Here is a 24,954-nt window from a genome sequence, read left to right on the forward strand (position 1 = left end):
GACACCATGGTGCAATCCTTGCAGCTGGGCGGAACATCCTCCCAGGACGAGCAACAGCGGAGCATTCGGCGGATCAACCGCCTGCCGATCATCATCGTCATCATCCTCGTCGTCCTCTTCTTCGCGGTGATCATCTACGGGCTGTCGTCACGCGGCCTGTACTTCCGTGGCGACCCGGGCGTCGATGCCGCGTCGAACACGCCCGCCTCGACCTATGCCGACCAGCTGAAACGCGGCGTCTCCGACGCGATCATCGGGGAGCCTGCGCAAACGCAGGTCTTCCAGCCGGCACCTGTCGTGCAAACGCGCACGGATCGGGACGAGATCCAGCCGACTGTCGCAAGATCGGATCAACGTATCGAGAAAGAGAGCCGCCTTGAGCCGGAAGAAGAATGGCTGGCCCGCCTCGAGCGCGGGCAGAAGGAACAGTATCTGCGGGAGCAGCACCGTCAGCAGATGGCAAGATTGCAGGCGAGAAGCGCCGCATTGGATTCGCCTCTCACAGTCGACGTCCGAGATGCCGATGCCGGGAGCGCCGGTTCCGACACGCTAGCCACTGCCAATGCGGGGCAGGGACCGGCGTCTCGGAGTGCCGCCGATCTCTATTCTGCGGCAATGCAGGCTGGATTCGGGGGACAGAACATGGATCCCAATGGTCAGATAAAGAAAGCCGATTTTTTCAACAAGGACATCAAGGACCTGGGCTATCTTCCCAATAGCGTCGTCCCTCAAGTATCCCCTTTTGAGCTGAAGCGCGGTTCGGTCATCCCAGCTACCCTCATCACTGGGATCAATTCCGATCTACCCGGACGCATCACGGCCCAAGTGAGCCAGAATGTCTTCGACAGCGCCACCGGTCACAGGCTCCTCATCCCACAGGGAACGAAACTGTTCGGCCGCTACGACTCGGACGTTTCTTTCGGTCAGTCGCGTGTCCTTGTCGTCTGGACTGACATCATTTTCCCGAACGGGTCGACGCTGCAGATCGGTGGCATGGCCGGGACCGACGCACAAGGCTATGGGGGTTTCGCGGACAAGGTCAATCGGCATTATCTGCGAACCTTCGGTTCAGCGGCCCTTCTTGCCATCATCGGAACCGGCATCGATATGTCCGTTCCCGATAGCTCTACGCTGGCGATGCAGGATACAGCGTCTGATGCTGCGCGGCGCAATTTCGCCGAGACATTCGGGCGGGCGGTCGAACGCACGATCAACAGGAACCTCGACGTTCAGCCCACTCTGGAGATTCGCCCCGGATACAAATTCAATGTTCTTGTCGACCAGGACATCGTCTTCCCGCCTTACAAGGCAGGGTAAAAGGCGGCCCTGATGGCATGGCAAAGCCAGATCACAAAAAAGTTAGGTGGAAAAGGAGATGGCATATTAGAAGTTGCACTTTTTCGCAGATGTAGACTTCTCACGCAAAATCAAATTGATAGTTTTGAACGCCCATTCATTGGGGATTGATATCAATTACAGCTTCGAATGGTTCTAAATCATAGGGGGTTGCACGACAGATTTGTGACAGCTATCGATTGCTGCGCACAGCGATACATCTGACCGTCTCATTGTCTCTCCATCAAAGTCCAATGATCGTGAGATGACTTCTGAGGGAGATTTTCGCGAAAGCCTATCGCGGACGGAAACGGCATCGAAAGGAGCTCGGAATTGGATCGGTGGTTCGAAAAGCTGATTGACGCGTGTGTGATTGCGTCGAATGAACTCTCTCTCAAGGCCGCCCTTCAAACCCTCACCAATGAGCTCGGTTTCGACTGTTACGCCTATCTGAACCTTCGCCCTAATGAGACCTATGCGATTTCGAACTACCCGCCCGAATGGCAGGAGCGTTATCTGTCGCGACTTTATGCGACGGTCGATCCGGTGGTGACAACGGCAAAGCGAAAGATGCGGGCTTTCAGTTGGACGGAAAACCAAAGCCGGAACCTCTCGAAAGAGACCCGACAATTCTATTCTGAAGCCCGCGATTTTGGAATTCGGTCCGGGGTCTCGATCCCGGTTTTGTCCGGCTTTGGAAATGTCGCGATGTTGACCTTGGCCTCCAACAAACTGGAGCGCTATTCGGAAGAAGGCTTCGACCCTGTCCTCGCTGCCGCCTCCGTTGCCCAGGTCCACGCGAAATTCAGCCAGCAATCCGCAACACCGACGATTGGACACCGTCTCATCGTCTTGAAACCCGAGGAAAGGATTTGTCTGAAATGGTCGGCAGAGGGCAAGACCCTGGAAGACATCGCGGTCCTGGAGGGCATGAAATACAACAATGTGTGCTTTCACATCAAACAGGCTCGCAAGAAACTCGATGTCCTCAGCATTCAACAGGCGACAGCGGTTGCGACGAAACTGAACCTAATTTGAAAGCTGTCGAGTGGGAACCTCGGGAATGTAGCCGAGAACATCCAGCAAAGTGGAAAGTGCTGTCTGGTGGGCATGGACTGCAATCATCGCAGCAATATAGCCCCGTTCGGCGAAACTCACTTCCTGCGGCCGCGCCTGCGCGCTTTCGAGTTTCTGCAGCTCCAAAAACAACGCACACGCCTCGTCACGAAGGATCCGGTGCTTGAGGATCGCATCAATCGTGATCTCTTTGAGTTGAGACGGATCAAGGCCTTCCACGAGACCGATCACCGGCCGCAACATGATTTTACTGGAGCTCGTGCCGCCGGCTGCGTTCTTGTCAGTCATGGGTGCCCACGTGAGTGTCTATGGCCCGTTCCATGCAATATTTTCCGCGGAGGGTCAACAAAAGAGCGCTTGAAAGGGATTTCCTGGCATTGCCGGCGGCTGAAATCGCCGACGTCGGAAATAGTCCATCTGGCATCGTTTGCCGACATGAACGAGCCGAGAACGGTCCCTCTGCCAGGTTGATGGCAGCCGCATTGGAACCATCGCAGCAGGAATTTGTAAAAAATGCCCGTCGACCCCTGGAAAAATCTCGATCGTTTCATCGATGCTGTCAGCCTCGTCACGCAGGAAAAGCACTTCAAGCGTTCGTTACAAACCCTGACTCATAGTCTTGGGTACGACCTGTATGCCTATATTAACATCAGCTTCAAGAGCAGCTTCGCCCTGTCGAACTATCCAAAGGAATGGCAGGATCGGTACCTCCAGAAATCCTATCAAAGCGTCGACCCTGTCATCGAGATCGCCAGGCGAACAATGGCTCCATACACGTGGTCCCTGGAAGATCGGCAATTTCGCCTAAAGCAACGGCGCGGGCTTGCGCGCGAGGCCAATGAGTTCGGAATATGCTCGGGGACGACCATAGCCATTCCCGCAGGGTTCGGCCACGTGTCGTTCCTCACCTTCGCATCCAAAGACCCGAGCCTGGGGTCTCACGTGCGGTTGGATCATGTGTCGGCAATAACGGCCGCAACCTTCACCCACGCATTCGTAACGTTGCGACGACCGCGTTCCAGTGCTTCGAACATCGTCAGGCTGGCACCGCAAGAAGCCATCTGCCTTCGATGGGCTGCAGAAGGGAAGTCGATGCGCGACGCTGCGACGCTCCTTGGCATCAAATACAGTTCTGCACGCTCATATCTTGACAATGCGCGTGACAAACTGGGCGCCGTCAGCCTCATCCAGGCCGTTGCAATCGCAACGCGGCTTAATCTGATCTAGCCCTCGGTGACGAGAAGCGACCGGGGCTCCGACCGGACGAAAGACCGAACAGGTGTTACGTGGGGCCTTCAACATCCACCGCACAATTGCGATCCGCTTCGCCCCGCATCCGCTTGATCCCATGAGGACGCGTCCTATACCGTCGGGACTTGCCTAGGTTGCGCGGCGGCCTGAATAAAGATCATCGAAATTCAAGCCCGCGAAAACCCATCAGCATTTCGGTCGTAGCTGCGAGGACGACTATCGTGCGACCACTGATCCTTATCGGTTCGGCAGATTCGGACTACTTTCTGCTTCTGGAACATATCCTGGAGGCCGACGGGTTCGATACGGTTTTCGGCAAAGGCCTCGAGGAGATCGTCCACCTCGGTGCTGAATGCGACCCCTTTGCCATCCTGCTTGACGCCTGGAGCGGTTCGTTTTCGGCCGCATCGGCGTGTGCCCGGTTAAAGAACGATCCACGTACGGCGAGGATCTGCACGATTGCCTTGATAAGGCCAGAGGCTCAAAGCCAGTATGTCGATTTGCTGAAAGCCGGTATCGACGAGAGTTTCATCCGGCCGATCGCTCCGTCCAGGCTGCTTGAATTTCTGCGCACCCGCGCACGACGCAGCGGCCACTATTTCAAGACAATGAAAAGCGAAACATCGCTTTTCTTTGCCGGAATCGTGATGAATCTTGAGACGCACCGCGTCGACCGAAATGGCCTGGACATTCACCTCGGACCAATCGAATTCAAGCTTCTGCAGCACCTCATGCGCAATTGCGGGCAGGTATGCGGGCGAAGAGACCTGATCGCCAACGCCTGGCCGCGAAATATTCACGTGGAGCCGCGTACCGTCAATGTCCACATCGGGCGGCTGCGCAAGGCGTTGAGTTCGAACGGGTCTCCGGATCTGATCCGAACGGTGCGGTCAATTGGCTACGCCCTGGAGGACAATGTGCTTGCAGAGAATCTCGGAGATTCAAATGGGACCTCGACGTAACCGGTCGTCGAAACATAGCCAATCGGAGAGAACAATATGGACATCTTGCTTCAGGACGGTTGTGTCATCACAGGCGACGGAACGACGGTGTTTCCGCGAGCCGACGTGCTTGTGAGCGGCGGCGAGATACGGGACATCGACCTGTCTTGTCGTCTCCACCGGCGTCTGGACGGCGGCGCCGATTTCATCGACGCTTCGGGATGCACGATCATTCCGGGGATCATCAACGCCCACGCCCATGGCTGCATCTGTGGACCCTCCATGCCGAGCGGCTCTGCTGCATTGGATGACAGCGCGGTCGCCTACAATCGCAACCGGCACCTCCTCCAGGGCACCACCACCCTTCTCAATGTCTGTGGCCTCGCTTTCCCCGACGAGATCGACCATGAGGCTGCAGTGGCGCATCCGATGGACATTCACGTGTCCACGGCACACACAGAAAACAACATACAGGCAGCCCTTGCCGTTGATGGCGCCGGGCTGTCCTCACGCCACCTCCAGGCAACGACTGATCAATTGCTGTCGCAGGGGGCAAAGGCTCTCGGCGAAGTCGGCGGTGGCCAGACACTTGGCGGCGGCGCGCAGGAGTACAGGTTTATCCCCGAAGCGATCAAGCGCCAGACCGGCATCACAGTCCTTCCGGCCGTGGCGCGGCGATTGAAGAATGCGATCCTTGGCCGTTATCTCGAACCTGCAGACGGGGTATCGGACGAAGAACTCGAAGCCGAGTTGAACAACTGCGGCTTGGCAGGGATGGTGCAAGCGGAGGAGATCCGGGCCATCGTTTTCAACAGCGTGATGCCGTCTGTCTCGACAGCACTGGCTGGATTCGAGGAAATCGCCCGCGAGTCTGCCCGGGTCGGATATCCGGCGGTATTTCACAATGCCGCGCCGACGGCGCGCACTCTTATAGACTTGGCCGAAAGGTACCCCAATGCCCGGATCGTTGCCGGACACTCCAACCATCCAAGTTTCCTGCCGGGTGAGGCCGTCGAAGTCGCGGGGAAGCTCAGGGATCGGGGTGCCGTGATCGACGTTTCGACGCTTGATTGCATCACAACGCGGTGGCGAAACGATGTGACCAATTTCGATGCACTGATTGAATCGGGTCTCGTGGATACAATATCGACCGACTTCGCCGGCGGGCATTGGGATGGGATTTTAGAGGCCATTCACCGGATCGTTCGCAAGAAACAACTCAACGCGCCGGCGGCGGTCGCGCTTGCGACAGGAAATGTGGCGCGGATTTTCCCGCAACTGGCTGGGGATCGAGGGCTCATCGAGATAGGAAAGAGGGCCGACATCGTTGTCGCCGATAGTGCTAACCTGAGCAGGGTAAGGGACGTGTTTATTGCTGGCCGACCGGTCGTACTTAATGGGCGAATTCTGTGACGTCGTCTCCGGTGACGAGACATCAGAATAATCACTATGCCAGCGGCTGAGCCAACCTTGCCAGCAGCAGGGCGGGATCGCCATGCCTGAACTGCTCGAATCCGTCCAGCAGCATGCCTTGCCTCTTTTCCGATATTTTCGTCGCGGTGATTTCGAGGAACTTGTCGCGAATATCGGTCCAGTGCATCGGTCGTCCCACGTCCCCACGAGGCATGGTGACCGGAGACACAAAGCATTCGCCTGTTTTGCTGACCATGGTCACTCGCGCGAGCGTCTCGGCGGGAAACCGACGGTCAATCTCGCCATCGACCGACAAGCGTACCTTGCGGGCAAAATCGGCAAGATCCGGGCGATCCAGAAGGTTCACACTGATCGGGGCCAGCGCCTGGCTGCCCTCGATCGCTGCGATCGCCAGACAGTATGGCAGGCTGTATTGGATATCGGTTAGGTTTTCCGGATCGACGCGGTTGCCCAACTGGAGCGCCCAGGCAAATATCTCGACGTCGATCATCGCGATCTCGTGATGGGTCACGCGGTGGCGTGTTTTAAGATCGCAAAACGCATCGATTGCAGGATGGATGTAGCGGCAGCACGAATACGGCTTGAAATATGCTCCCTCTATTTTCCCCGGCTTGCCCAGGTCACCGACGATGCTCGACGTGTCGAAATGCGAAGCATGATCGAGGATGTCTTCAGGTCCGGTAAATCCGCATTCGGCAAGGTGGAGCGCCGTCAATCCCGTGGCGACACTCCACGGAATACCTTCCTTCACATCGTTGCCGGTGAGTTTCGAATAGCCTGAACTGCCATTTGCGTCCTGGTTCGGAGCAAGGACGCCTGCGATCGCCAATGCCTGTGAAAGGCGGACAGGCGTTGCACCGGAAAGCCGGCCGGCCGCGGCCGCAGCGCCATACCCGACCCACCGACCGGATTGCCGGCTCCTGATGACGTTCGGATTTTGAGCGGCAGCGATACGCACGCCGACTTCATATCCAAGAGCGATCGCCAGGATGATTTCGTCGCGCGAGCAGGCCATGTCGCCAGCGACCGCCAACGCGGAAGGAATGACTGCGGCGCCGGGATGTCCGCGCGCGGCGCGATGACCGTCGTCCAGATCAAGAGCAGAAGCGGCAGCCGCATTGCAGAGAGCGGCGCCCGTGCGGTTCAACGTTTGTCCAGAAAACCATACGGGCGACGGCCCGGCCCCGAACAGCTGTCCTGCAACACGGCGAACCGCCACAGCACTCGGTGTGTCATATCCGGCGACCGCCGCCGTCACGAGATCGAGCATGCAGCACAGCGTCTTTTCCTTGACGCTCCCCGTTAGATGTTCGGGGCCGCAGTCGCTAACGTAAGCTGCTAGAGTTCGGGTCGCATACATGTCTCGTCTCCACCGGCAACTGTGTGCCACGTTGAACTGACCCATGCGGTCTTACGCAAAGGACGGGTTGCGCCCATAGCGAAGCTAGACGTTCGGTTCGATCTTCAGAAAGGTTTCGTAGACATATTTGGCGACGTAGAGATCCAGCATCGGCAGTCCAACGCATGTGATGTGAAGCGGCTCATCTTCGCGCTTTTGAACGTCGTCGCCCAGGTCCGAAAAATTAGTAACGCCCAGAAGCGGGCCGAGCGTCTCCAGAGTGGATTGCCCTTTCGAAAAATATAGAGCCAGGCTCTGCGAGTTGCGGCGGGACACCATTGTGATGTCGTCACACACGAGCCGTCCTGTTTTCAGAACCCGCTGAATATATTGAGGGGGTGTTTCATCGCCGCCGAGGTGCAGAGTTACGGCGTGCGGGTTGGCTTGCGCGTCGTCGAAGACAGGCCTTTTGGCATTGGATGCGGTAATCACCAGATCGCAGCCACCAAGTTCATCATTGTCATCCACGACCACCAGGGGGAATGCGACGCGAGCCGTCAACTTCGCCGCAAGATGGACCGCCGAGTCCACCGAACGGCTTCGAATGAACACTTTCGAAAAGGCCTCATGAGCGAAGATGCCAAGGCCCAGGATAACCCGTTCAGCGATCGGTCCGGCGCCAAAGATAAACACCGATAGATCGTGGCGATCCGAGAGGAAGCGATCAACTATCGTCGTCGCGTAGGTCGCGGTTCTGGCGGCAGAAATCTCGGTTCCATCCAACAGGCAGATCGGTGCGAGCGTGACCTTGTCGAAGAGGGCGATCGTGGACATCGACCTGGGGCGTCCCAGATAACGATTGAGTGCGTTGGCACCGACGATCTTGACGGCTGCGTAGTCCGGCCCAACGCTCGAGAGCGTGGACAGCTTCCACCCGAGCCGCTCTCCTTCGAACCTTTTCCGGTAGTGGTCCAATTCCGGACGAGCCCAGAGTTCGCTTTCGAGCGGCAGCAGAACGGATTTCAATCCGTATGCGCGGCCCTCGCGAATATCAGCCCACGCCTCGTGGGCGACCGCATGCAGAGCGCGAGCCTCAAGCATGACGCCGCGCCGTTCCATGTCCTTCAGGGAGAAGAACCGCAGGCCTCCCTCCGGCCTTTCCTCCGTTACAGTCGCCATGTTCCACCCTCCGAATATCCACCTATGATGGTATTTTCTCGTGGGAGAAGCGGAAATGAAAGCCAATTTCAGATGAATATTCGGCGACGAAGTGACCGCTAAGGCTGTCATTTGAGGTTGGATGGGGCAAACGACAACGTTCAGATCAAAGCGCCAGCGCCCTTCTCAGATCATCGTGTTCGAAAGCGCTGGCCATGCGTGTGATCTCGGCGGAGCGGGCGCCGGCTTCCTTAGCGGTTTCGCGCCATGTCGCGGTAACACTTGCCACCTCCTTGATGATCGCGCGGGCCTGCTGCAGCGTGAGGGCGAAGAACCCCGAAGCCGCCTCAAGCAGGTCGAGCGAGCAGGTACCTTCATCGAGGTCGATGTTGGTCGTCAGCACACGCGCCTTGAGGTCGGTGGGCACGGGATTGAGATCATAGGCAGGAGAGAGCGACCATCCTGCCTTGCCGAGCCAAAGGAAGCCATGGTTGCGCAGGTGATCGTCGACATTGGAGATCAGCACGCTGAAGACGACGCGCCGATAAAGGCTATGGGCATCGGTCTTCCCTTGTGCTCCATGTTGCGCAAGGGTGTCGACCATCTCCGGGTAGCTGCCGCGCTCGCCGTCCCTGGCGCCCATCATCGCCATCGCAGACAGGAAGGGAATGCGGGTTGGGCCGGTACGATCAAAACGTCGCGACAGCATCACCGCCTTGCCGGCCACCTCAATCAGCTCATGATACGGAGTGACGATGCCGGCCTTCTCGGCCAGCCGCAGCGCGATCTCCTCCCAGGTCTCCATGCTGTAGTCATCGGTCTCCTTCGGGAATTTGGCGATGGAGAGATGTCCATGTTGATCGATGATCGACGCTTTCGGCCGCGCGCCGCCGAGGGAAGAGCCGGGGGCGAAGATGAGTTGAAGGTCCTCGTCCGTCTCCTCGTCCCGCAGAATCCGTTCGGTGATTTCGAGCAGCCGCCCCAATTCGATGAGGGCGGGAACGCCGGCGCGGATCGGTGCCTGGAACGTCTCTTCTCCCGCCCAGCGAAATCTGAGTGCGCCCAGGCGGGTCTCGTCGGCGACGCCAAGCAGATAATCGCTTTCCGCAAGGGTGCGAACGGCACGGCGTTCGCGTTCGGCAAGACGGCGCTCAGCACGCTGCATCAGACGACGGCCCCATGTGTCGGGCGCGGAGTCTCCGATCGAACCGAACGTCGCCAGTCCGGCGGGCGGGGCAAAGGTGCCGCGGGTCAGAGCAAGGGCAGGCTCCAGCGAGAACCGGTCCGGATCGACGAGCCACGCGCCATCGTACTCGAACAGTATGGTTTCCGTGCCTCGAACGCGATTGCTCCTCGCCATTCCAATGGCGCGCGTGCGGCCGTCCAGGTCGATATGCACCTCGAAGTCAGCCATCGCGTGACGATCCCGTTGTCCGCTTGAGGTGGACGTGCTTGGGCAGGTCGGCGCTGGCCAGTGCCTGCCCGACAGGGTCGTTGCCGATGTCGGCGATCTGGCTCAGACCGTCGAGCAAGCCGAGCGCCTGAAGGACGCCCGCATAGATGCCGATGCTGACATTGGTATCCCCGGCCTCTACCTTTTGGAGCGTCGAGCGGGAAGTGAAGGCGCGCTCCGCCACGACCGCCATCGGCAAGCGTCGACGCCGGCGTGCATCGTGGATGTCCGCGCCGAGTTTGCGAAGAGCGCGTCGCACAGCAGCAGGAGGATTGTGTGGGGTTGGCATTTGATACCTTCGCACTACCGATTTTGAGAATATGTAGCACGAAGCTTACAATTTTGATAGCCCTTTGTAAGGTTCCTGCAGGAAGTAGAACTGTGTGATTGGAAATAAAAGCGATTTTTGCTCGGGAGCACGGGATCGCGATGGCTCGACCGCGATCCCGCAAGGCTCATTCTATCGGCTGGCGCTCGACCGTAGGGCTGGAGACGGCCACGATATCGTCCCCCCATCGGCAAGATACGGGCAACCGTCGAGAAGCTCATCTGATCCAGCGGCCCTTCGCCTTTCCAGGGCTTGGACAGTCTTTCGGTGATGGCACTGACGCTGTTCATCGGCACGATGTCATCGCAGTCGTGCATCGCTTTGAAGACGAGACTGATCGGGATGATCCGCCCCTTAGTGACGATCGGTTCGGTAAGTTCCGTTTCCCATTCTCAGAAGGCATAGAGCGCTTCGCGGAACAATTCCTGAAGGGTGATCGGCGCATGTCCGTTGTGAAGTGGCGGCAAGGCATTCGTCATGTCTGTCTCCCTCTTGTGGATCAAGCCAGTTCCTCCTCATCGGACCGGGATCGAAGCAGAAAACGCGACTCAGGGTTTCCCTCCGGACCGAATACACGTTATTTGTTATAGTGTAACACTCCCGTGATAAAGCGATATAGGTCCGCCGGGTAGTTGCCCGTGCCCATATGCAGACAGCCATTGATTTCGCGAAGAAACACCAACCCTGGCCGCCGGATTGCAGGATTGTGGCGGTTCGACCCGATAATTCCCGCCGTCCTAATGCTAGACGATACTCGATCAGCAATGGCGCGTCGGACACCGGTTGAGGCACCTCCATCATTCGCCGTGATCGGATTTTCTACGGGGAGGGTCAGTCGCCCGTGAAATCGGCGGTCCGGCCCCGAACGGTTGCTGCCCTTGATCCTCATCGCCACTCTGCAAGAGGCGACAGCGATGGACGGGTTTGACGCAAGGCGGCATTGGCATTGCAGATTGGAAGCAATCGATTTCGTGACAAAAGTGAAGGCTAGGACGCGATCGAATTCCAGACAACCCAAACCGACCCCAGGAGCATCGCGATAATGAGTGTACGGGCTGCCCATTTTGCCGCCGCAATCCTGCGCGAGCGGGCACCCTCCCAATCGTACGACATCGACCCATTCCTTTCGTCGGCGGCAACCGCTATCGAACTGCCTTGTGAAACTGCAGCCGATCTACCGTTGAATCCTTTTGCGCAGACTTTGGATTTATACCCTTTGAGACGTTCGCCTTCAGCGGAGAACCGCGGGTGATGGCGGGCTCAACTGCCTTGACGCGACGCGATACGCGCTTGCGGATACCGCAGGCAGTAGCAGTACCGCAGGGTGGACGCTGCTGCGACACAAACCACCCTGCACCCGCATGGTTACCAAAAGGTTAATTGCGTATTCGTTCCGAAAGAGGAAGTTCGATGGGGATCGCCTAACGAAGGGCCGTCGTTCCCCCGCGCCGGCACTCGATCATTGCCAATGGCACCAAGTTTCCGTTGCTCTTGCCGAAAGCCATTTGGCCGCATTTTCTACCGAATGGCGGGAAAGATTTCGCACGACCATTCGCCAACTCCGGCTGGATTCAGAATTTCCGGCACGCCTCGGCGAACAAGGGTTCGAGATTGGCCGTGTTGCCTATGCTCGAAATAGTCTTCAACAGGGCGAGTGAACGATCGTGTCCGAGCCTTCTCCTAGCCAGCTTGATAAACTTCTCTTCCAAAAAAGATCTGGGCAGCGGATTTGCGGCTTCGCCGAGGGCGATCTTGACTTCGGCATGGAAAATACGACCGTCCTTCAGGGACAATTGGGCACGTGCGACGTGATGAGAGTCGGCCGGCTTTCCCATGTCGGGCCGCAATTCGATCCGCGCCATAAGGCGCATAGCCGCGTCACCACGGACTTGCTCCTCCGAAAACCAATCCGGACCGGGCTCAATGCCAAGCAACGCCATTGCGACAGCGTAGGGAGCACTAAATTGGGCGGGCCAAATATCCGCCGGCGCGGGATTGTTGAACGGTGGCTCGCAGACAATCGGTGGGGCGGTGATCACCAGCCGTTCGTGGGCATGATCCTTTGGATCGACGCCGGCAGTCGCGAACGCCTTTAGCGACGCCTGAATGCTGCTCTGCAGGATCCGGCAGCAGCTGTACGGCTTAAAGCCGACTTCGCGAATTTCGTAGACCCGGCCAAGACCCGCCGTCAGCCATTCGACATCGCAGGCATCGGCGCCGGCCATGCGCCAGAATCCAGTATCCCCTTCGAAGATGTCCAGCGGACCTTCAAAGCCGTTTTTCGCGAGAAGTGCTGCGTTGACGCCGGTCTGCGCCGCAGAACCGAAATTATTCTTCGCCATGGTCGGTTCGGTCCCGTAGACCGTCTTCATGACGGAGGCAACGGGCGCATTGGCAGCGGCTATCGCAAGCGCATGGCCCGATTGTCGGGCATCGAGCTTCAGGAGCTTTCCGGCAGCGGCGGCCGCACCAAAGACCTGCCATGTTCCGTGCCCATGCACCGTCTTGCGCGGATGCGTGTGCGACAAGGACATCGCGACCCGGCCGGCCACTTCATAGCCGACCACCATCGCTTCCAGGATGTCCGTCCCACAACTCTTGACATGCGCGGCGACACTCAACGCGGCCGCGACCACCGTCGCGCCGGGATGACCCTTGCGATAGATGTCGTCGAAGTCGAGAGCGTTGATCAGGCAAGCCTGGACGAAGGCGGCGGTTCCCGGATCGGTCGTGCGATTGGTGCCGATGATCGGGACGTCTCCACGAGACCCAACATCGCCGAGAAAGCCATCCAAGGCGCCGGCGATCGGCAGGGAATAGCCACCAAGCAGGCAGCCAAGCGAATCCAGAAGGCAATCGTTTGCTATCCCGATAACGTCTGGTGGCAGATCGGAAAAAGTTTCGCGGGCGATGTAGTTTCCCAGGACCGTTGTTGCAGGTTTTTGCATGGGGTTCTCGTTTTGCGTTGCATTTGAAACAGGTGGCGCCGTGGATTGCCCATTGCCACAGCTCCGGCGGCCTTTGCCGCTCCTCGGGATCCGCCCGGGGACGAAGAGATGCGGCCTTAGAAAGCGCCCCGACTAAGGGCCGACCGTCAGGACATTGATGTCGCCGAACTCCACCCGATGCGCATCCATAGGGATAAGATTGCGAACCGCCCTGACACGGTCAATGTCCAGATGTGCGGTGAAAAATCCGACCGTATCGGAAGCCCGACTGATGACCTGACCCCAGGGATCGCAGACAAGCGAGTTGCCATAGGTCTGCCGGACTTCGCCTCCGGCCGCCGGGTAGGGACCCCATTGGCCACACGCAACGAAATACACCTGGAACTCGATAGCGCGCGCCCGGCAGAGAACGTCCCAGTGGTCCTTGCCCGTCTGAAGCGTGAAGGCCGCCGGCAGGATGATGACATCGACGCCGGCGGTCGCCAGGCGGTCGAACAGACGCGAAAAGCGGAGGTCGTAACAGATGGCACAGCCGATCCGCAGGCCATTGATTTCGTAGACCAGCAATTCGTTGCCGGGCTCGACCGTCTCGGACTCGCGGTAGGCTTTGCCGTCCGGTGCGACGATATCGAAGAGGTGTATTTTGCGGTACCGCCCGACTTCGATCCCATCGCGGTCGAACACGACCGAGGTATTGTGGATGCGGGTGCTTCCATCAATCCGTTCCAGAATACTGCCGGCATGCAGCCAGACCCGATGTGAGGCTGCGAAGTTCTGCAGCACGTCATAGGCCCTCCCGCCTGGAATGGTGTCGGCCGCCGCCTGTTTCTGCTGCGCGGTCCCGCCTGACCAGTCGAAGTGCTCCGGCAGGACGATTAAATCCGGACTATCCCTGTCGACCGCATCCTGCATCAGGCGAAGCGCCTGACGAAGATTGTGGTCACGATCCGGTTGCGAGTTCATCTGGATAAGCGAGATCTTCATGATTCCTCCGCTGGGTGATAGTCAAAGATCGATTTGCCGGCCTCCAGATGGGGCCGCAGATGCCGCGAGCGCCTTTGCCGCTCGAGCGCCACGGCCCCGAGACGTCGCATATGATCCGGATCAGTAACGAAGACGCCATCATCGTCGGCGAGAACCGCGTATCCTGGCAGGACCGCCGCACCGCCGCAGGCAATCGGCACGTTGATCGATCCGCCGATCCGGTAGGCGCGATTGGTGGTTTTCGACGAGACGCCGCGGCACCAGACGGGGACACCGCTTTGCGCGATCTCCAGCGCGTCGGTGCAGGGGCCATCGACGATGATACCGACAGCACCCCGGGCCTTGGCGGCGGCGACAACGCCGCCGCCGACGCAGGCGATATCGTCATGGTCGACACGAGAAATCACCAGGATGTCACCGGGGATAAGCAGATCGATCGCCTTGTAGATGACCACACCGTCGCGGCCGGGTGCCGCGACGGTGACTGCGTTGCCGATCGCCTTTGAGGGAAAGACCGGACGGATCTGGGATCCGAGAAAGCCCAGATGTTCAAAATGACCGATCGTGGCGGTTTCCACGTCAACCAGAAGGTCGCGCAGATCGTCAGCCCAGGCAGGAGGCCTGGCGTCTATTCGGTATTCTACTGTCATGAATTTCACCTCAAGGCAGGGCGCGGGCGATATCAGACCGGCCGTTCGCCGGCAGTTGTCGTGCGATGCATGATGCGGATCAGGGACGGGTCGAAGCCATCGCGCCGGTGCATGGTGCAGCGGTTGTCCCACATCATGATGTCGCCTTCATCCCACTTTTGGACGAACACTTCCTGCTTCCCGGTCGTATGGTCCCAAAGATCCGCAAGCAGGGCTGCGCTTTCGTCGAGCGGCAGGCCGACGATCCAGGCGCCTTCGGTCGTGCCGCCGAGATAAAGCGCCTTGCGGCCAGTCTCGCCATGGATGCGAACCAGCGGGTGAACCACACCGGTCCACTCGCGGAAATCCTGGCTGCCGGGCTCGCTCTTGCCAAGACGCAATTTGCCGGTCTTGTCATAGACGTTCTGGAAGAAGATCTGTCGGCCGTCTGTTCCCTTTCTTAATGCGTCCGGCAGGGTCTCGAAGGCGCTGTAGGTCGACAAGAAATAGGTGTCACCTCCTGAAGCAGGCACGGTTACGCCACGCAGGATGGCACCAGCTGGCGGCCGCTCGTAGAACCAGGTGTCGGTGTGCCAGGTCGCCTCGCTATTGCCCATCGCACCGCTTGGTTTGCCATCCTTCATGGCATTGCTGATGACGAGGATCTCCGGATGGGTCGGATGGCCGCCTTCCTGCTTCTGTTTGGGATGGATGACGAACTCCCCGAAATGGCGGGAAAATTCCACCTGCTGCGCATCGGTGATACCGGTCTTCTTGAAGCGTAGCACACCATATTGCAGCCAGAAGCGGCGCAGTTCCTCGATGTCATGGGCGTCGTAGGCGTTGAAATCGAACCCCTCGATATCGGCGCAGACATTGCTGTCGTTTTGCACCGCACGCAGTCTTTGTTTCGTCAGCATTTTCATCTCCTTTTGCGGGCCTTCCTCTTAAGGCCACCACCATCCTAGAAGGGGGCGTGACGGGCGTTCCAATACCGATCGTCACGCATTGATAGGGGCAGGCTATGGATTGCGGGTCAGTCCGAAAGCACCTGAACGTCCTGCGGATTGATGCCGAGCGTGACGGTGCTTGCCAGCGCGGGAACCAGGGACGACCGGCTTGAGGGAACAAGAACCGTTAGACTTAGACCGTTGGCGACCTCGACCAGAAGTTCGACATGGGCGCCGAGATTGACGATCCTGCGCACCACACCGTCGAGACGGTTTTGCGGTCCGGTTCCAGCATCGGAACCGTTTAAGAGGGCAATGCTCTCCGGGCGAATACAGCAGGATTGCACAACACCATTTCCAGTGCAGTCCGAGCGCAGCACGATCGGAGTTCCGTCGATGCACAATTCGAGATACGCTGGTCCAGAAATACTCCTCCTGACGGACAGGATATTGGATCGCCCCACGAAGTCGGCGACGAAGCGTGTCGCAGGATTTCGATAGATCGAACCCGGCTCGCCCTGCTGCGCGATGGCGCCTTGCCACATGACGACGATCCGGTCGGACATCGCCATCGCCTCTTCCTGATCGTGGGTGACGTAGACGAACGTCATATCCAACTGTTCCTGAATTTCCTTGAGCTCGATCCGCATGGCCTCGCGCAGCTTCAGATCGAGATTGGACAGAGGCTCATCGAGAAGCAGCACCGAGGGACGGGGCGCAATGGCGCGCGCCAGCGCCACCCTCTGCTGCTGGCCCCCCGAAAGGGCCTTTGGATAGCGCGAGCCGAAACCCTCGAGGCGGACGCTGCGCAGGGCGGCATCGACGGCCTTTCCGATCTCCGCCTTCGGCGTGCCGCGCATGCGAAGGCCGAAGCCGACATTTTCAGCAACGGTCATGTGCGGGAACAGCGCATAATTCTGAAACACCAGCCCGAGATTGCGCCGCTCCGGCGGGATGCGGTTCTGACTTTTGCCGCGGACCCGGACATCGCCGGCACTCGGTGTATTGAAACCGGCGATCATGTTCAGCGTCGTCGTCTTGCCGCAGCCAGAGGGTCCAAGAATGCTGACGAACTCGCCGCGTGGGATCTGAAGGTTCAGGTCCTGGACCACCGGAATGCCGGCAAAGGACTTGCTGACCGAGACGAGTTCAATGTCGAAAGTGTTCATTTGCTACCACCATGAAGTTGGGCCGAGAAACCACCGATTTTCTCGAACAGGAAAATGACCGCCAGAATGAAGACCATCGATGCGACGTTGACGGCCGCCATCACCGGATCGAGGCTGTATTCCAGGTAGTTGATCACCGCGATCGGCAGCGTCGTGTCGCCGGGGCGAACAAGAAAGACGGACAAGGGGATGTTGTTGAAGGAGATAATGAAGGCGAAGGTGACGCCCGACAGCACACCCGGCTTGATCATCGGCAGCACAATGTGCTGCAACCTTTGGCGCTTGGTGGCGCCCAGGCTCTGGGCCGCGCGATCCAGATTGCCGTCGAAGTTGGCAAGGGAGGTCGCAGCCATCCGGGTGACGAAAGGCAGGGCAAGCACCACATGGGCGGCAATCAAAGCCGGCGTGCCGAGGACGCCCTGCAGGCCGATGATCGACAGGAACAGCACGATCGCCACCCCCTTGACGATCTGCGGCACCGACAGTGGCGACAGCAGACCCGCCATGATGGCCGTGCTGCCGGGGATGCGCTCATAAACGACAGCGTAGGCCGCGAGAACACCAAGCACGCCACTGATACCAGCGACAACGGTGGCGATCTTCACGCTCAGCAAAAATGGCTGCAGCCACCGATCGGCCAACAGATCGCCGTACCAGACAGTCGTCCACTCCCACGGCAGAAACGTAACCGCCGATGACGGGCTGAGCGAGGCTGCAACCACCACCGCCAGCGGCAGGGTGATGAAGGTCAGCACCAGCGCAATCGCCAGCCAGAAAGCACATGTCAGGGCGCGGTTCATGACGCACCTCCTTCCCGGTTGCTTCTTCGGGAGCTTCGGCATGCCTCGTAGCGAATGCCAAGGAACGAGATCATGAGCATCATGATCAGCAGCGCAATGGCCATGACGGCGGCGAAACCCCAGTCGATATAGAAGAGCACTTGCTCGTAGATCATCGTGGCGAGCACCTTGAAACGTGCGCCGCCTAATAGCGCTGGCGTGGCGTAGGCACTGGCAGCCATCGTGAACGAGATCAGCAACGAACTGACGATTCCCGGAACAGACAGCGGCAGGATGATGTGGCGGACGACCGAGAGCCGGGAGGCGCCGAGCATCTGGGCTGCCCGTTCCAGGTTGGGATCGATCCCTTGGATGCTCGTTGTCAGAGACAAAATACCGAACGGCAGAACGACGTGAGTTAGGCCGACGACGACGGCAAACAGGTTCTTCGACAAGGGGAGGGGCGAGGCGATGACACCGAGATGCATCAGCATGTCGTTGATGAAGCCACGGTCCTCCAGAATAATGAGCCAGCCATAGGTCCGCAGCACGACACCGGCCAGTTCGGGTGCCAGTGCCAATGCGAAGACCAGCGCTCGCCAGCGCGAACGCGAGCGCGCCAGATAGTAGGCAACGGGATAGCCAAGAACCGTCACGCAGATCGCAACGAGGAGGGACATCAGCGCTGTCCGATAAAGACCGGCAAGCGACAGCCCGTCGGTGAAGAAGCGCTGATAGTGGAAGAGGGTTGGCGAATGGGTCTGCGCGTCCAGAAAACTCATCCCGATCATCGTACCCATGGGTAACGCAAAAAAGATGACCAGCACCAGACAGGAGGGTGCGAGCACAAGATATCCGGACGTGCGCGCGGGCACGCCCGGCGTGAACGCCGGCGCGGCGATTGCGATGGTCGACATGAAGCTGTTCCCCTCAATTCGCCTGGGAAACGACGTCGCGTTCCCAGCGTTCGCCCCATTCGCCGAGCTTGTCGGCGATGCGCGAGAGGTCGGGAAGTTTCAGGCTGTTCAAATCGGCCTGCGTGGTGATCTGACGCTTGGCGATATCCTCGGGGATATCGATATCGGTCCGTGCGCTGCCGACCTTGTATCCGGTCACCCATGCTTCCTGGCTGGACTTCTCCAGAAAGAAGTCGATGAAGGCTTTGGCCGCTTGCTTGTTCTCTGCTCCGACTGGGATGCTCAGAGTCGCGATTAGCGGGATCGTGCCTTCCTTCGGACGGACATAATCGACGGGAACACCCTGGTCGACAAGTAGCTGAGCCCGTCCATTCCAGAACGGCATCGCCCAGACGGTGCCGTCCTTGATGTAACTTTCCAGAATTGCCGAGGACTGCTCGAAGCCGACGGACTGGCGCGCAAGCTCGGCCATCGCCGCAAATCCCGGATCGACATTGTCGATCATATCGCCGCCGCGGGAGACGGACATGATTTCCATCAGGAAGGCGGCCATGATGTTCTGGAACGTCGGCAGGATGATCTTGCCCTTGAGTTCCGGATCAAGCAGCGAGGACCAGGAGGTCGGCGGCAAAGCCAGCTTGTCGGTGCGGTAAAGCAGCGACATATACTGCACCTCGTGGACGGCACCGCAGGGGCCAGCGACCGCAGCAAGGCTGGGCACTAGTTTTCCAAGGTTTGGAACCGCCGCGGCATCGAGTTTCTCTAGAAGGCCGTCTTTACAGCCCTGAAGAGACTGCGAGGCGGTCATGACCACGACGTCGAAGCCGGGCTGGCCCCGGGTGGCCTTGATTTTCGCGTAGTCTTGAGAGGCCGAACCGACAGCGTCATAAACGACATCGATACCGGTTTTCTCCTCGAACGGCTTGATGATCCGTTCTTCGATGATCGCCTCGTAAGGCCCGCCATAGCTGTTGACGACGAGGGTTTCGGCAAAGGCCAAGCCGGGCGCGCCACCAAGCATCAGCGTCAGGCAGAGAGGAAGGTATCGGTTTGCATTCACGGCAGGGTCTCCCGGTTTGTTGTTCCCGGGAGGATGGTGATGGGCGCGGGGAGCCGGGTCTAATAGGGATTGGCGGCCATTGTTAAAGTTGGCCTATCAATGCGCCCGGTGAGAAATCATTTCGACTTCTTGAGTAGGTCGGCAGCCTCCACACCAAGAACCGTCGAAAGCCGGTCAACTACGTCTATGCTCGGGCTATATATCGAACGCTCAAGAGAGCTTATGTAGGTGCGGTCAAGGTCAGCGCGATGAGCAAGCTCTTCTTGCGACAGCCCTTTCGATTGGCGAAGGCGCCTCAAATTTTTTGCAAATGTTTCGCGTATTTCCATACACGCCAGAGAAAGGGGTTGTAGAGTATTCAACCACGGAGTATTCTCTACATTCGCCATCCGAGCATCGGTATCGGCGTCTATGGACCCCACGGAATTTCATTCTAGACAGGCGGATCACAGCCGTATGGAACTTCGCCAACTCCACTATTTCGTAGCAGTTGCCGAAGAACTTCACTTCGCTCGCGCAGCGTCGAGAGTTCACATCGCACAACCAGCGCTGAGTACGCAGATTCAGTCTCTGGAGCGCGAGCTTGGTGTCCAACTGCTGGTTCGCACGACACGTCGGGTTGAACTGACGAGGGCAGGCGCCACTTTCTACGAGCGGTGTGTACGCATCCTCAGCGACATCGATCTGAGCACCGAGATAACGCGGTCAGTCGCGGGCAAGACGGTGACGAGAATCCGAATCGGAACCATATATCCGGCTACTGTGGGCGTGCTGCCGGCATTCCTCGCCCGCATCGCCAGAAAATATCCGGAAATCCAGCTGCATATTTCAAGCGGCACGACCGACGAAATCATCCGCGGTCTTGAGAGCGGTCAGATCAATCTCGGCTTTATCCGACCGGTGGAGAATATTGGCTCTTTACGTTTTCACTCCATAGCTCATGAGCGCTATTTGCTGGCGGTCGAGAAGAGCAGCGCGCTTGCCACCCGAGACGATATTGGGATCGATGATCTGCGCGACCAGAAGATCATTTCCTTCTCGCGGCAAAACCTTTCCTACACGGAGAGATATTTCGCCGAAAAGTTCGCCGAGCATGATCTGACACGGAACATCGCTTACACCTGCGACGACACTTTTTCCTTGGTTTCGCTGGTCTCCGCCGGGCTTGGGATCGGCTTTGCTCCGGAATGGACTGGCGATCTTCCAAACCGCAACCTTGCACTCCGTAAGGTGAGGGGCGTTGACTTCCGGATTGGGCTGGGTATTGCTTGGAACGCTGAGGATCCTACGACGTCACGCAATGACATTGTCGATATTGCGCGATCACTCGCCCGGCAGGTGCGCTAGACCCAATGATTTGGCAACTATAAGCCATTGATAAACCTATATTATTGGACGTTTTATGTCGACGACAGGCCGTGCGGTTTCGGTCGACGCGCGCCCTCCGCTCCAACTCCCCCGCCTGGTCATCCCGCCTGCCTGGCTGGGCGCTGCCCCGGGGTCGCGACAGAGCGCGGTTCGATGACGACTTCGTCCGTCGCGCCTTTGGCCAGCAACAGATCAAGCGCCGCCCAGACGGTGACCTCGATCTGATATTCGTAGCCGGCATAGCCAGAATTACCGGAACTGACCTCGATCGCGCCGGAACACCTCCGCCAGTAGCCGTGCGACGCTTGCGGCGCGGGCTGGCCTTGCCGTTCTTCGGTCTGTTCGTCTTCTTATCCGCCACGGCCGGTCCCCTTTAGAACCATCCGCACGAACCCAAACATGCGGATGAATAGGTAGTCAACTTGGTCTGGAGAGTTCAGGGCCTCCTGCGTGATTTCTGAATGGCGGATCCGGAAGCTATTACCAATATTCGTCAGTTCGAGCGCTTCGCGCGCCAGCATTTGACGGAACGCCGAGTTAGGCGCAGCGACCCTGTCTAACAGCGCGTCTGCCTGGACGCGTTTGTTCGCCCCCGGCTCCAAGGTCTTCAGCCGTTCAAACGCGTCCCAGAGTTTCTCGAGAGAATCCTGCCGATCTTCCGCCTTTGGTGACAAGATCTGTCGCCGTGCGGCCTCGAGCAGGCGATCCGTTTCGCCGTCCCCTGTATGAAAAAGCGCCCATCCAATCGCCTCCGTTAGCGGCGCCGGTAGCCGACGCTGAGCCTGCCCTGCGGGCGTAAGTTCAAACGCGACCGCATTGCGGCTGAACAGCATGTTCACATCTGCAACGAACAACTCAAGCCCGGCTGCGCGATCCCAATTGAGGTGGTAGTGCCCAAAGTACGAGTGGAAGGACTTTTGGATGGGTTTGCCTACAGCGCCAGCACAGAATTCTAGGAGGTCGAGGATGACGGGGGTGGCCGGGACTTCGCTTGGTGAAAGGCGTCCTTCTGGCCAGGGTACTTCGGCTGCGAGAACTCTGCGGAAAGATTGCTCATCGCAACCGAATGGGCCATTCCCATCCGAGCATTGCTCGGGAAAACGCAACCCGAACGAGCCGTCCCCGGTCCGGGTTTCAATCAAGCTGTAAAGCCCGGCCCACAGACGCTCGTCGATGACATCGATCATCGGTGGCCGTGCTCCGTATTCCCGGTCGGTAAAATAATCAAACATCGCGTGCTTGCCTCGCAAATCTCTTGGCCTCAAGTCAATCAACTTAGTCAGAGCCAAAAATTTCGCAACACATAGAATGAATCTTGTCAGCATCTATTGAAATCTCCGAGATTTATGTTAGTTCAATGGAGATACCCAGATTGGCGAAAGAGATTAATGTGATTGCAGAAGATGACAACGGTGCCAAAGAACGCGAAGTCCGTGATTATTTTGCCCGGCACTTGGGCCGAGCGCGTCCGCAGGAGCATCTAGCAAAGAAAGAGCAGGGATATGTTCTCTCACGTCTGAGAGCCGACATGCGGACGATTGACCTCCACGACACGATCCGCGAGTGGGAATTCAAACTTCACGCAGACTATCGCGCCATCGGCCAGATTCTCACTTACGTCGCCCTTGCCCGAAGGGAACTTGGCTTTCGGGCCGTCCGTGGTGTCGTCGCTGCATTTTCTTTTGCTGATGAAGTCTCGTTGGCAAACGAGGTGATGAACCTGAACCTTGAACTCGTCACGCTTCCCGATTGGATGCGCGGCGCCGGCAACGTCACAGGACGGCCAACCATATTAATGCTTCCTAAAATACCGAATATTCAAACCAAAGCGAGGAACGACAATGAAAATTCCTAATCTCACACCCCAGGTCATTCACACGGATTCTATTCCCAAGGATCCAGCCTACGGCGGCTTGAGGATCCTCAGGGTTCAGGACGATCCGCAGGCGCTGCAGGCCATGCAGACTGGCGCTTACGAATTCCAGTCGCCAGCGGCGGGATACAGCAACGTCAATGGTATCCTTTCAAGGAAAGGATTTATTGCAAAAGCCGGTCAGTCACGGGTAGCGGTAACACTGAACATTTCGCTTCAGACGTTTGTCGATCTCGTCAAGTACGACCCGTCGAACCCGCCGCCACAGGATTACAATGCGCTTGGCATGAAAGACATGCACGATCGCACCCAGAGCGACTTCAAGGGCCAGAAGGCTGCGAACAAGAACGATTTCAAGGACTATCTGCTTGAGGGCATCCGCGGCGACCGCACGTTGTTCTTGCCGACCATATCTGGATGGCAGTCGTCGAAGGTGTTTGATAGAACGGTATTCGTCGTTCTGGACGAAACCAATCCGCATGGGCTCTACGGGATGGCCTATCTTCCCAAAGCACCAATCATGCAGGCAGACGGACAGACACAGACTGCGGCACTTTTTGCCGTGGCAAATTCCAAGGATGCGATCGATGCCGGCGCCCTGGACGACATGATCATTACGCTGGAAGTCGAACTCAACGTCGACGAACGCAAGGCCGGCCAGAGTTTCGCTGATCGCAACGGCAGGGGATCGAAGAAAAACAAGAATCTGGTCATCAGCCTGGATACCTCGTCTGCCCTGAGCGAACTGCGCTTTGCCGCTCAGCAAGGCACGGTTTTCGAGGAAAGGCTTGCGACGGGTCGCAACACCAGCACGAGCGAAACCGCCACGAAATATATCGTCGATCTCAGCACCATGGAGCAGATGCTGCTGAACGTTATAAGCCAGGGACGCATCAAGCCGGAACATTTCAAGCGGTTCCACGTGCCCTATTTTGAACCCTTCGCCAGCGATTTTCTCACGATGCTTGGTGAGCAATTCTCGGCTCAGTGGCTGGAAAACACCCCGGCAAGCAGTGATCCATTCCGTCGCATCTACGTCCATGGCTGGCCCTTCGCCTTGAAGGCAATCGCATTGGCGTATCACCGGGCTCGTATTGACGAGATTGGTCCACTGGCTGCGGCAATCGGTGTTCCGGACGCCAGCAAAACCGTTGATGAAGCATTCAAGGCGGAAGTCGAAAAGCAAAAGAGCAACTGGGAGCAAAAGCCCGTCATATCGCTCGAAGAGTTGCGCGATCGTCTCACAAAAATTCGGTGGGAACGATATCGCAAGCACTGGACCGATCTGACCGGAACAAAGATCAAAGATGGCAAGATACGTCGCCTTCCCCTGAAAAGCACTGGTGGTAAAGATATGGCCGTAGGGCAGGCACAGAACACGGCATATATTATCAACGCTGTTGTCGATAAGATCCTGTCTGACAAGTGGGCGGACCTGACCCAGACCATTGATGCCTAGTCGAACAGTTGACTGAAAAAAATAGGCGCGATTTCGCGCCTATTTTGCGTTTTCACGCGCGTTGAGTATCCATGCTCGAACGTCGTCGAGCGAGTATAATCCGACCTGGCTTTTCCCCGTTTGCCGATCGGCGATATCCCAGTAGGTGTGAAAAGGACCCCTGGTATAACTGCGGCCAGGTTTTCGCGCGATCTGGAACCGGCCATCGTCAGCCTGGTAGCCGTCGGTTGTACGTTTCAGAGTGACGTTCGGTGTTGTTCTGCTCATCTTAGGTACCCATCATATCGTGTACATGATATGATGGGTGTATCATGTACACGATATATCGTCAATAACATGTACATGATTTAAGGCGATCTTGACTCGAAATATTTCGCATGCGATCCCCGCAAGCCATGGGCCGTAAAAAGAAATTTTCGGAGAACATCAACCTTACTTTGCCGGACGGTGCGAAGGCACGCATGGACGCGCATCTCAAGCAGGGGGAAGATCGGCTGGCCTT

23 protein-coding genes and 1 pseudogene are annotated in these 24,954 nt (G+C 58.0%); 8 read left to right on the plus strand and 16 right to left on the minus strand.

Annotation, left to right across the window (positions count from 1 at the left end):
- Window positions 1-6: 6 nt before the first annotated feature.
- The gene (gene trbI, locus ACP7E0_RS22150; RefSeq protein ID WP_426127858.1) at window positions 7-1,317 is read left to right on the plus strand and encodes an IncP-type conjugal transfer protein TrbI; all 1,311 of its coding nucleotides are present in this window, start codon (window positions 7-9) and stop codon (window positions 1,315-1,317) included.
- A 351-nt stretch (window positions 1,318-1,668) separates the two neighbouring features.
- The gene (locus ACP7E0_RS22155; RefSeq protein ID WP_426127860.1) at window positions 1,669-2,373 is read left to right on the plus strand and encodes an autoinducer binding domain-containing protein; all 705 of its coding nucleotides are present in this window, start codon (window positions 1,669-1,671) and stop codon (window positions 2,371-2,373) included.
- Here ACP7E0_RS22155 and ACP7E0_RS22160 read toward each other — a convergent pair.
- Window positions 2,365-2,700: a transcriptional repressor TraM gene (locus ACP7E0_RS22160; protein WP_426127861.1), complete on the minus strand. Its 336-nt coding sequence runs from the start codon at window positions 2,698-2,700 to the stop codon at window positions 2,365-2,367. The two genes, ACP7E0_RS22155 and ACP7E0_RS22160, sit on opposite strands and share 9 nt — an antisense overlap.
- A gap of 225 nt (window positions 2,701-2,925) precedes the next feature.
- On the opposite strand from ACP7E0_RS22160, the gene ACP7E0_RS22165 reads away from it, so the two are divergent.
- From ACP7E0_RS22165 to ACP7E0_RS22175, 3 genes are all read left to right on the plus strand, one after another.
- Complete coding sequence (locus ACP7E0_RS22165; protein ID WP_426127862.1) at window positions 2,926-3,639, plus strand: autoinducer binding domain-containing protein; 714 nt, start codon at window positions 2,926-2,928, stop codon at window positions 3,637-3,639.
- Between the two features lie 158 nt (window positions 3,640-3,797).
- Entirely contained in the window at window positions 3,798-4,625 is an 828-nt protein-coding gene (locus tag ACP7E0_RS22170; RefSeq protein ID WP_426127864.1) for a winged helix-turn-helix transcriptional regulator, read from the plus strand.
- Between the two features lie 36 nt (window positions 4,626-4,661).
- Window positions 4,662-6,017: an amidohydrolase family protein gene (locus tag ACP7E0_RS22175; protein ID WP_426127866.1), complete on the plus strand. Its 1,356-nt coding sequence runs from the start codon at window positions 4,662-4,664 to the stop codon at window positions 6,015-6,017.
- A gap of 34 nt (window positions 6,018-6,051) precedes the next feature.
- Here ACP7E0_RS22175 and ACP7E0_RS22180 read toward each other — a convergent pair whose 3' ends face one another.
- The 14 genes and pseudogenes from ACP7E0_RS22180 to ACP7E0_RS22245 form a co-directional block, all read right to left on the minus strand.
- Window positions 6,052-7,398 carry an MmgE/PrpD family protein gene (locus tag ACP7E0_RS22180; RefSeq protein ID WP_426127868.1) on the minus strand — a complete coding sequence of 449 codons (1,347 nt, stop codon included), beginning with the start codon at window positions 7,396-7,398 and terminating at the stop codon, window positions 6,052-6,054.
- Between the two features lie 84 nt (window positions 7,399-7,482).
- On the minus strand, window positions 7,483-8,496 hold the full coding sequence (locus tag ACP7E0_RS22185; RefSeq protein WP_426127869.1) for an ornithine cyclodeaminase: 1,014 nt from the start codon (window positions 8,494-8,496) through the stop codon (window positions 7,483-7,485).
- A gap of 205 nt (window positions 8,497-8,701) precedes the next feature.
- Window positions 8,702-9,949: a type II toxin-antitoxin system HipA family toxin gene (locus ACP7E0_RS22190; protein ID WP_426127870.1), complete on the minus strand. Its 1,248-nt coding sequence runs from the start codon at window positions 9,947-9,949 to the stop codon at window positions 8,702-8,704.
- Window positions 9,942-10,277: a helix-turn-helix domain-containing protein gene (locus ACP7E0_RS22195; protein WP_113313112.1), complete on the minus strand. Its 336-nt coding sequence runs from the start codon at window positions 10,275-10,277 to the stop codon at window positions 9,942-9,944. The genes ACP7E0_RS22190 and ACP7E0_RS22195 overlap by 8 nt, the downstream gene beginning before the upstream one ends.
- Before the next feature lie 235 nt (window positions 10,278-10,512).
- Window positions 10,513-10,795 (minus strand): annotated as a pseudogene (locus ACP7E0_RS22200) (hypothetical protein); the annotation flags it as partial.
- A 1,092-nt stretch (window positions 10,796-11,887) separates the two neighbouring features.
- Window positions 11,888-13,264, minus strand: coding sequence for an MmgE/PrpD family protein (locus ACP7E0_RS22205; RefSeq protein ID WP_426127873.1), 1,377 nt, complete (start codon window positions 13,262-13,264; stop codon window positions 11,888-11,890).
- A 132-nt stretch (window positions 13,265-13,396) separates the two neighbouring features.
- Window positions 13,397-14,248, minus strand: a complete 852-nt coding sequence (locus tag ACP7E0_RS22210) for a carbon-nitrogen hydrolase family protein (protein ID WP_426127875.1) — start codon at window positions 14,246-14,248, stop codon at window positions 13,397-13,399.
- Window positions 14,245-14,898 (minus strand): RraA family protein, encoded by a 654-nt coding sequence (locus ACP7E0_RS22215; RefSeq protein ID WP_426127877.1) that lies wholly within the window; start codon window positions 14,896-14,898, stop codon window positions 14,245-14,247. The genes ACP7E0_RS22210 and ACP7E0_RS22215 overlap by 4 nt, the downstream gene beginning before the upstream one ends.
- 32 nt (window positions 14,899-14,930) lie before the next feature.
- A complete protein-coding gene (locus ACP7E0_RS22220; protein WP_426127878.1) occupies window positions 14,931-15,797 on the minus strand; it encodes a TauD/TfdA dioxygenase family protein in 867 nt (288 codons plus the stop codon).
- A 116-nt stretch (window positions 15,798-15,913) separates the two neighbouring features.
- On the minus strand, window positions 15,914-16,996 hold the full coding sequence (locus tag ACP7E0_RS22225) for an ABC transporter ATP-binding protein (RefSeq protein WP_426127880.1): 1,083 nt from the start codon (window positions 16,994-16,996) through the stop codon (window positions 15,914-15,916).
- Window positions 16,993-17,796, minus strand: coding sequence for an ABC transporter permease (locus ACP7E0_RS22230; RefSeq protein WP_426127882.1), 804 nt, complete (start codon window positions 17,794-17,796; stop codon window positions 16,993-16,995). Before ACP7E0_RS22230 ends, ACP7E0_RS22225 begins: the two co-directional genes overlap by 4 nt.
- Window positions 17,793-18,692: an ABC transporter permease gene (locus tag ACP7E0_RS22235; protein ID WP_426127884.1), complete on the minus strand. Its 900-nt coding sequence runs from the start codon at window positions 18,690-18,692 to the stop codon at window positions 17,793-17,795. Before ACP7E0_RS22235 ends, ACP7E0_RS22230 begins: the two co-directional genes overlap by 4 nt.
- A 13-nt stretch (window positions 18,693-18,705) precedes the next feature.
- Complete coding sequence (locus tag ACP7E0_RS22240) at window positions 18,706-19,713, minus strand: ABC transporter substrate-binding protein (RefSeq protein ID WP_426127986.1); 1,008 nt, start codon at window positions 19,711-19,713, stop codon at window positions 18,706-18,708.
- Between the two features lie 155 nt (window positions 19,714-19,868).
- The gene (locus ACP7E0_RS22245) at window positions 19,869-20,081 is read right to left on the minus strand and encodes a helix-turn-helix domain-containing protein (protein ID WP_113313103.1); all 213 of its coding nucleotides are present in this window, start codon (window positions 20,079-20,081) and stop codon (window positions 19,869-19,871) included.
- A gap of 127 nt (window positions 20,082-20,208) precedes the next feature.
- Between ACP7E0_RS22245 and ACP7E0_RS22250 the strand changes: the two genes are divergently transcribed.
- Window positions 20,209-21,099 carry a LysR family transcriptional regulator gene (locus ACP7E0_RS22250; RefSeq protein WP_426127886.1) on the plus strand — a complete coding sequence of 297 codons (891 nt, stop codon included), beginning with the start codon at window positions 20,209-20,211 and terminating at the stop codon, window positions 21,097-21,099.
- 371 nt (window positions 21,100-21,470) lie between these two features.
- Here the strand turns inward: ACP7E0_RS22250 and ACP7E0_RS22255 are convergent, their stop codons facing one another.
- Complete coding sequence (locus tag ACP7E0_RS22255; RefSeq protein ID WP_426127987.1) at window positions 21,471-22,352, minus strand: hypothetical protein; 882 nt, start codon at window positions 22,350-22,352, stop codon at window positions 21,471-21,473.
- A gap of 140 nt (window positions 22,353-22,492) precedes the next feature.
- On the opposite strand from ACP7E0_RS22255, the gene ACP7E0_RS22260 reads away from it, so the two are divergent.
- Together ACP7E0_RS22260 and ACP7E0_RS22265 are read left to right on the plus strand one after the other, a co-directional pair.
- Complete coding sequence (locus ACP7E0_RS22260; RefSeq protein ID WP_426127888.1) at window positions 22,493-22,975, plus strand: hypothetical protein; 483 nt, start codon at window positions 22,493-22,495, stop codon at window positions 22,973-22,975.
- Complete coding sequence (locus tag ACP7E0_RS22265; protein WP_426127890.1) at window positions 22,962-24,452, plus strand: hypothetical protein; 1,491 nt, start codon at window positions 22,962-22,964, stop codon at window positions 24,450-24,452. The genes ACP7E0_RS22260 and ACP7E0_RS22265 overlap by 14 nt, the downstream gene beginning before the upstream one ends.
- Window positions 24,453-24,954 lie beyond the last annotated feature (502 nt).

This window comes from Pararhizobium sp. PWRC1-1 (assembly GCF_049897905.1).
GTDB lineage: Bacteria > Pseudomonadota > Alphaproteobacteria > Rhizobiales > Rhizobiaceae > Pararhizobium.

Excerpts from the sequence above, each read along its gene's own strand:
- ACP7E0_RS22165 (WP_426127862.1), top strand. The coding sequence starts at position 2,926 with ATGCCCGTCGACCCCTGGAAAAATCTCGATCGTTTCATCGATGCTGTC.
- ACP7E0_RS22235 (WP_426127884.1), bottom strand. The coding sequence starts at position 18,692 with ATGTCGACCATCGCAATCGCCGCGCCGGCGTTCACGCCGGGCGTGCCC.
- ACP7E0_RS22160 (WP_426127861.1), bottom strand. The coding sequence starts at position 2,700 with ATGACTGACAAGAACGCAGCCGGCGGCACGAGCTCCAGTAAAATCATG.
- ACP7E0_RS22265 (WP_426127890.1), top strand. The coding sequence starts at position 22,962 with ATGAAAATTCCTAATCTCACACCCCAGGTCATTCACACGGATTCTATT.
- trbI (WP_426127858.1), top strand. The coding sequence starts at position 7 with ATGGTGCAATCCTTGCAGCTGGGCGGAACATCCTCCCAGGACGAGCAA.
- ACP7E0_RS22250 (WP_426127886.1), top strand. The coding sequence starts at position 20,209 with ATGGAACTTCGCCAACTCCACTATTTCGTAGCAGTTGCCGAAGAACTT.
- ACP7E0_RS22190 (WP_426127870.1), bottom strand. The coding sequence starts at position 9,949 with ATGGCTGACTTCGAGGTGCATATCGACCTGGACGGCCGCACGCGCGCC.
- ACP7E0_RS22220 (WP_426127878.1), bottom strand. The coding sequence starts at position 15,797 with ATGCTGACGAAACAAAGACTGCGTGCGGTGCAAAACGACAGCAATGTC.
- ACP7E0_RS22205 (WP_426127873.1), bottom strand. The coding sequence starts at position 13,264 with ATGCAAAAACCTGCAACAACGGTCCTGGGAAACTACATCGCCCGCGAA.
- ACP7E0_RS22180 (WP_426127868.1), bottom strand. The coding sequence starts at position 7,398 with ATGTATGCGACCCGAACTCTAGCAGCTTACGTTAGCGACTGCGGCCCC.
- ACP7E0_RS22245 (WP_113313103.1), bottom strand. The coding sequence starts at position 20,081 with ATGGAAATACGCGAAACATTTGCAAAAAATTTGAGGCGCCTTCGCCAA.
- ACP7E0_RS22210 (WP_426127875.1), bottom strand. The coding sequence starts at position 14,248 with ATGAAGATCTCGCTTATCCAGATGAACTCGCAACCGGATCGTGACCAC.
- ACP7E0_RS22215 (WP_426127877.1), bottom strand. The coding sequence starts at position 14,898 with ATGACAGTAGAATACCGAATAGACGCCAGGCCTCCTGCCTGGGCTGAC.
- ACP7E0_RS22225 (WP_426127880.1), bottom strand. The coding sequence starts at position 16,996 with ATGAACACTTTCGACATTGAACTCGTCTCGGTCAGCAAGTCCTTTGCC.
- ACP7E0_RS22175 (WP_426127866.1), top strand. The coding sequence starts at position 4,662 with ATGGACATCTTGCTTCAGGACGGTTGTGTCATCACAGGCGACGGAACG.
- ACP7E0_RS22255 (WP_426127987.1), bottom strand. The coding sequence starts at position 22,352 with ATGTTTGATTATTTTACCGACCGGGAATACGGAGCACGGCCACCGATG.
- ACP7E0_RS22230 (WP_426127882.1), bottom strand. The coding sequence starts at position 17,796 with ATGAACCGCGCCCTGACATGTGCTTTCTGGCTGGCGATTGCGCTGGTG.
- ACP7E0_RS22240 (WP_426127986.1), bottom strand. The coding sequence starts at position 19,713 with ATGCTTGGTGGCGCGCCCGGCTTGGCCTTTGCCGAAACCCTCGTCGTC.
- ACP7E0_RS22185 (WP_426127869.1), bottom strand. The coding sequence starts at position 8,496 with ATGGAACGGCGCGGCGTCATGCTTGAGGCTCGCGCTCTGCATGCGGTC.
- ACP7E0_RS22195 (WP_113313112.1), bottom strand. The coding sequence starts at position 10,277 with ATGCCAACCCCACACAATCCTCCTGCTGCTGTGCGACGCGCTCTTCGC.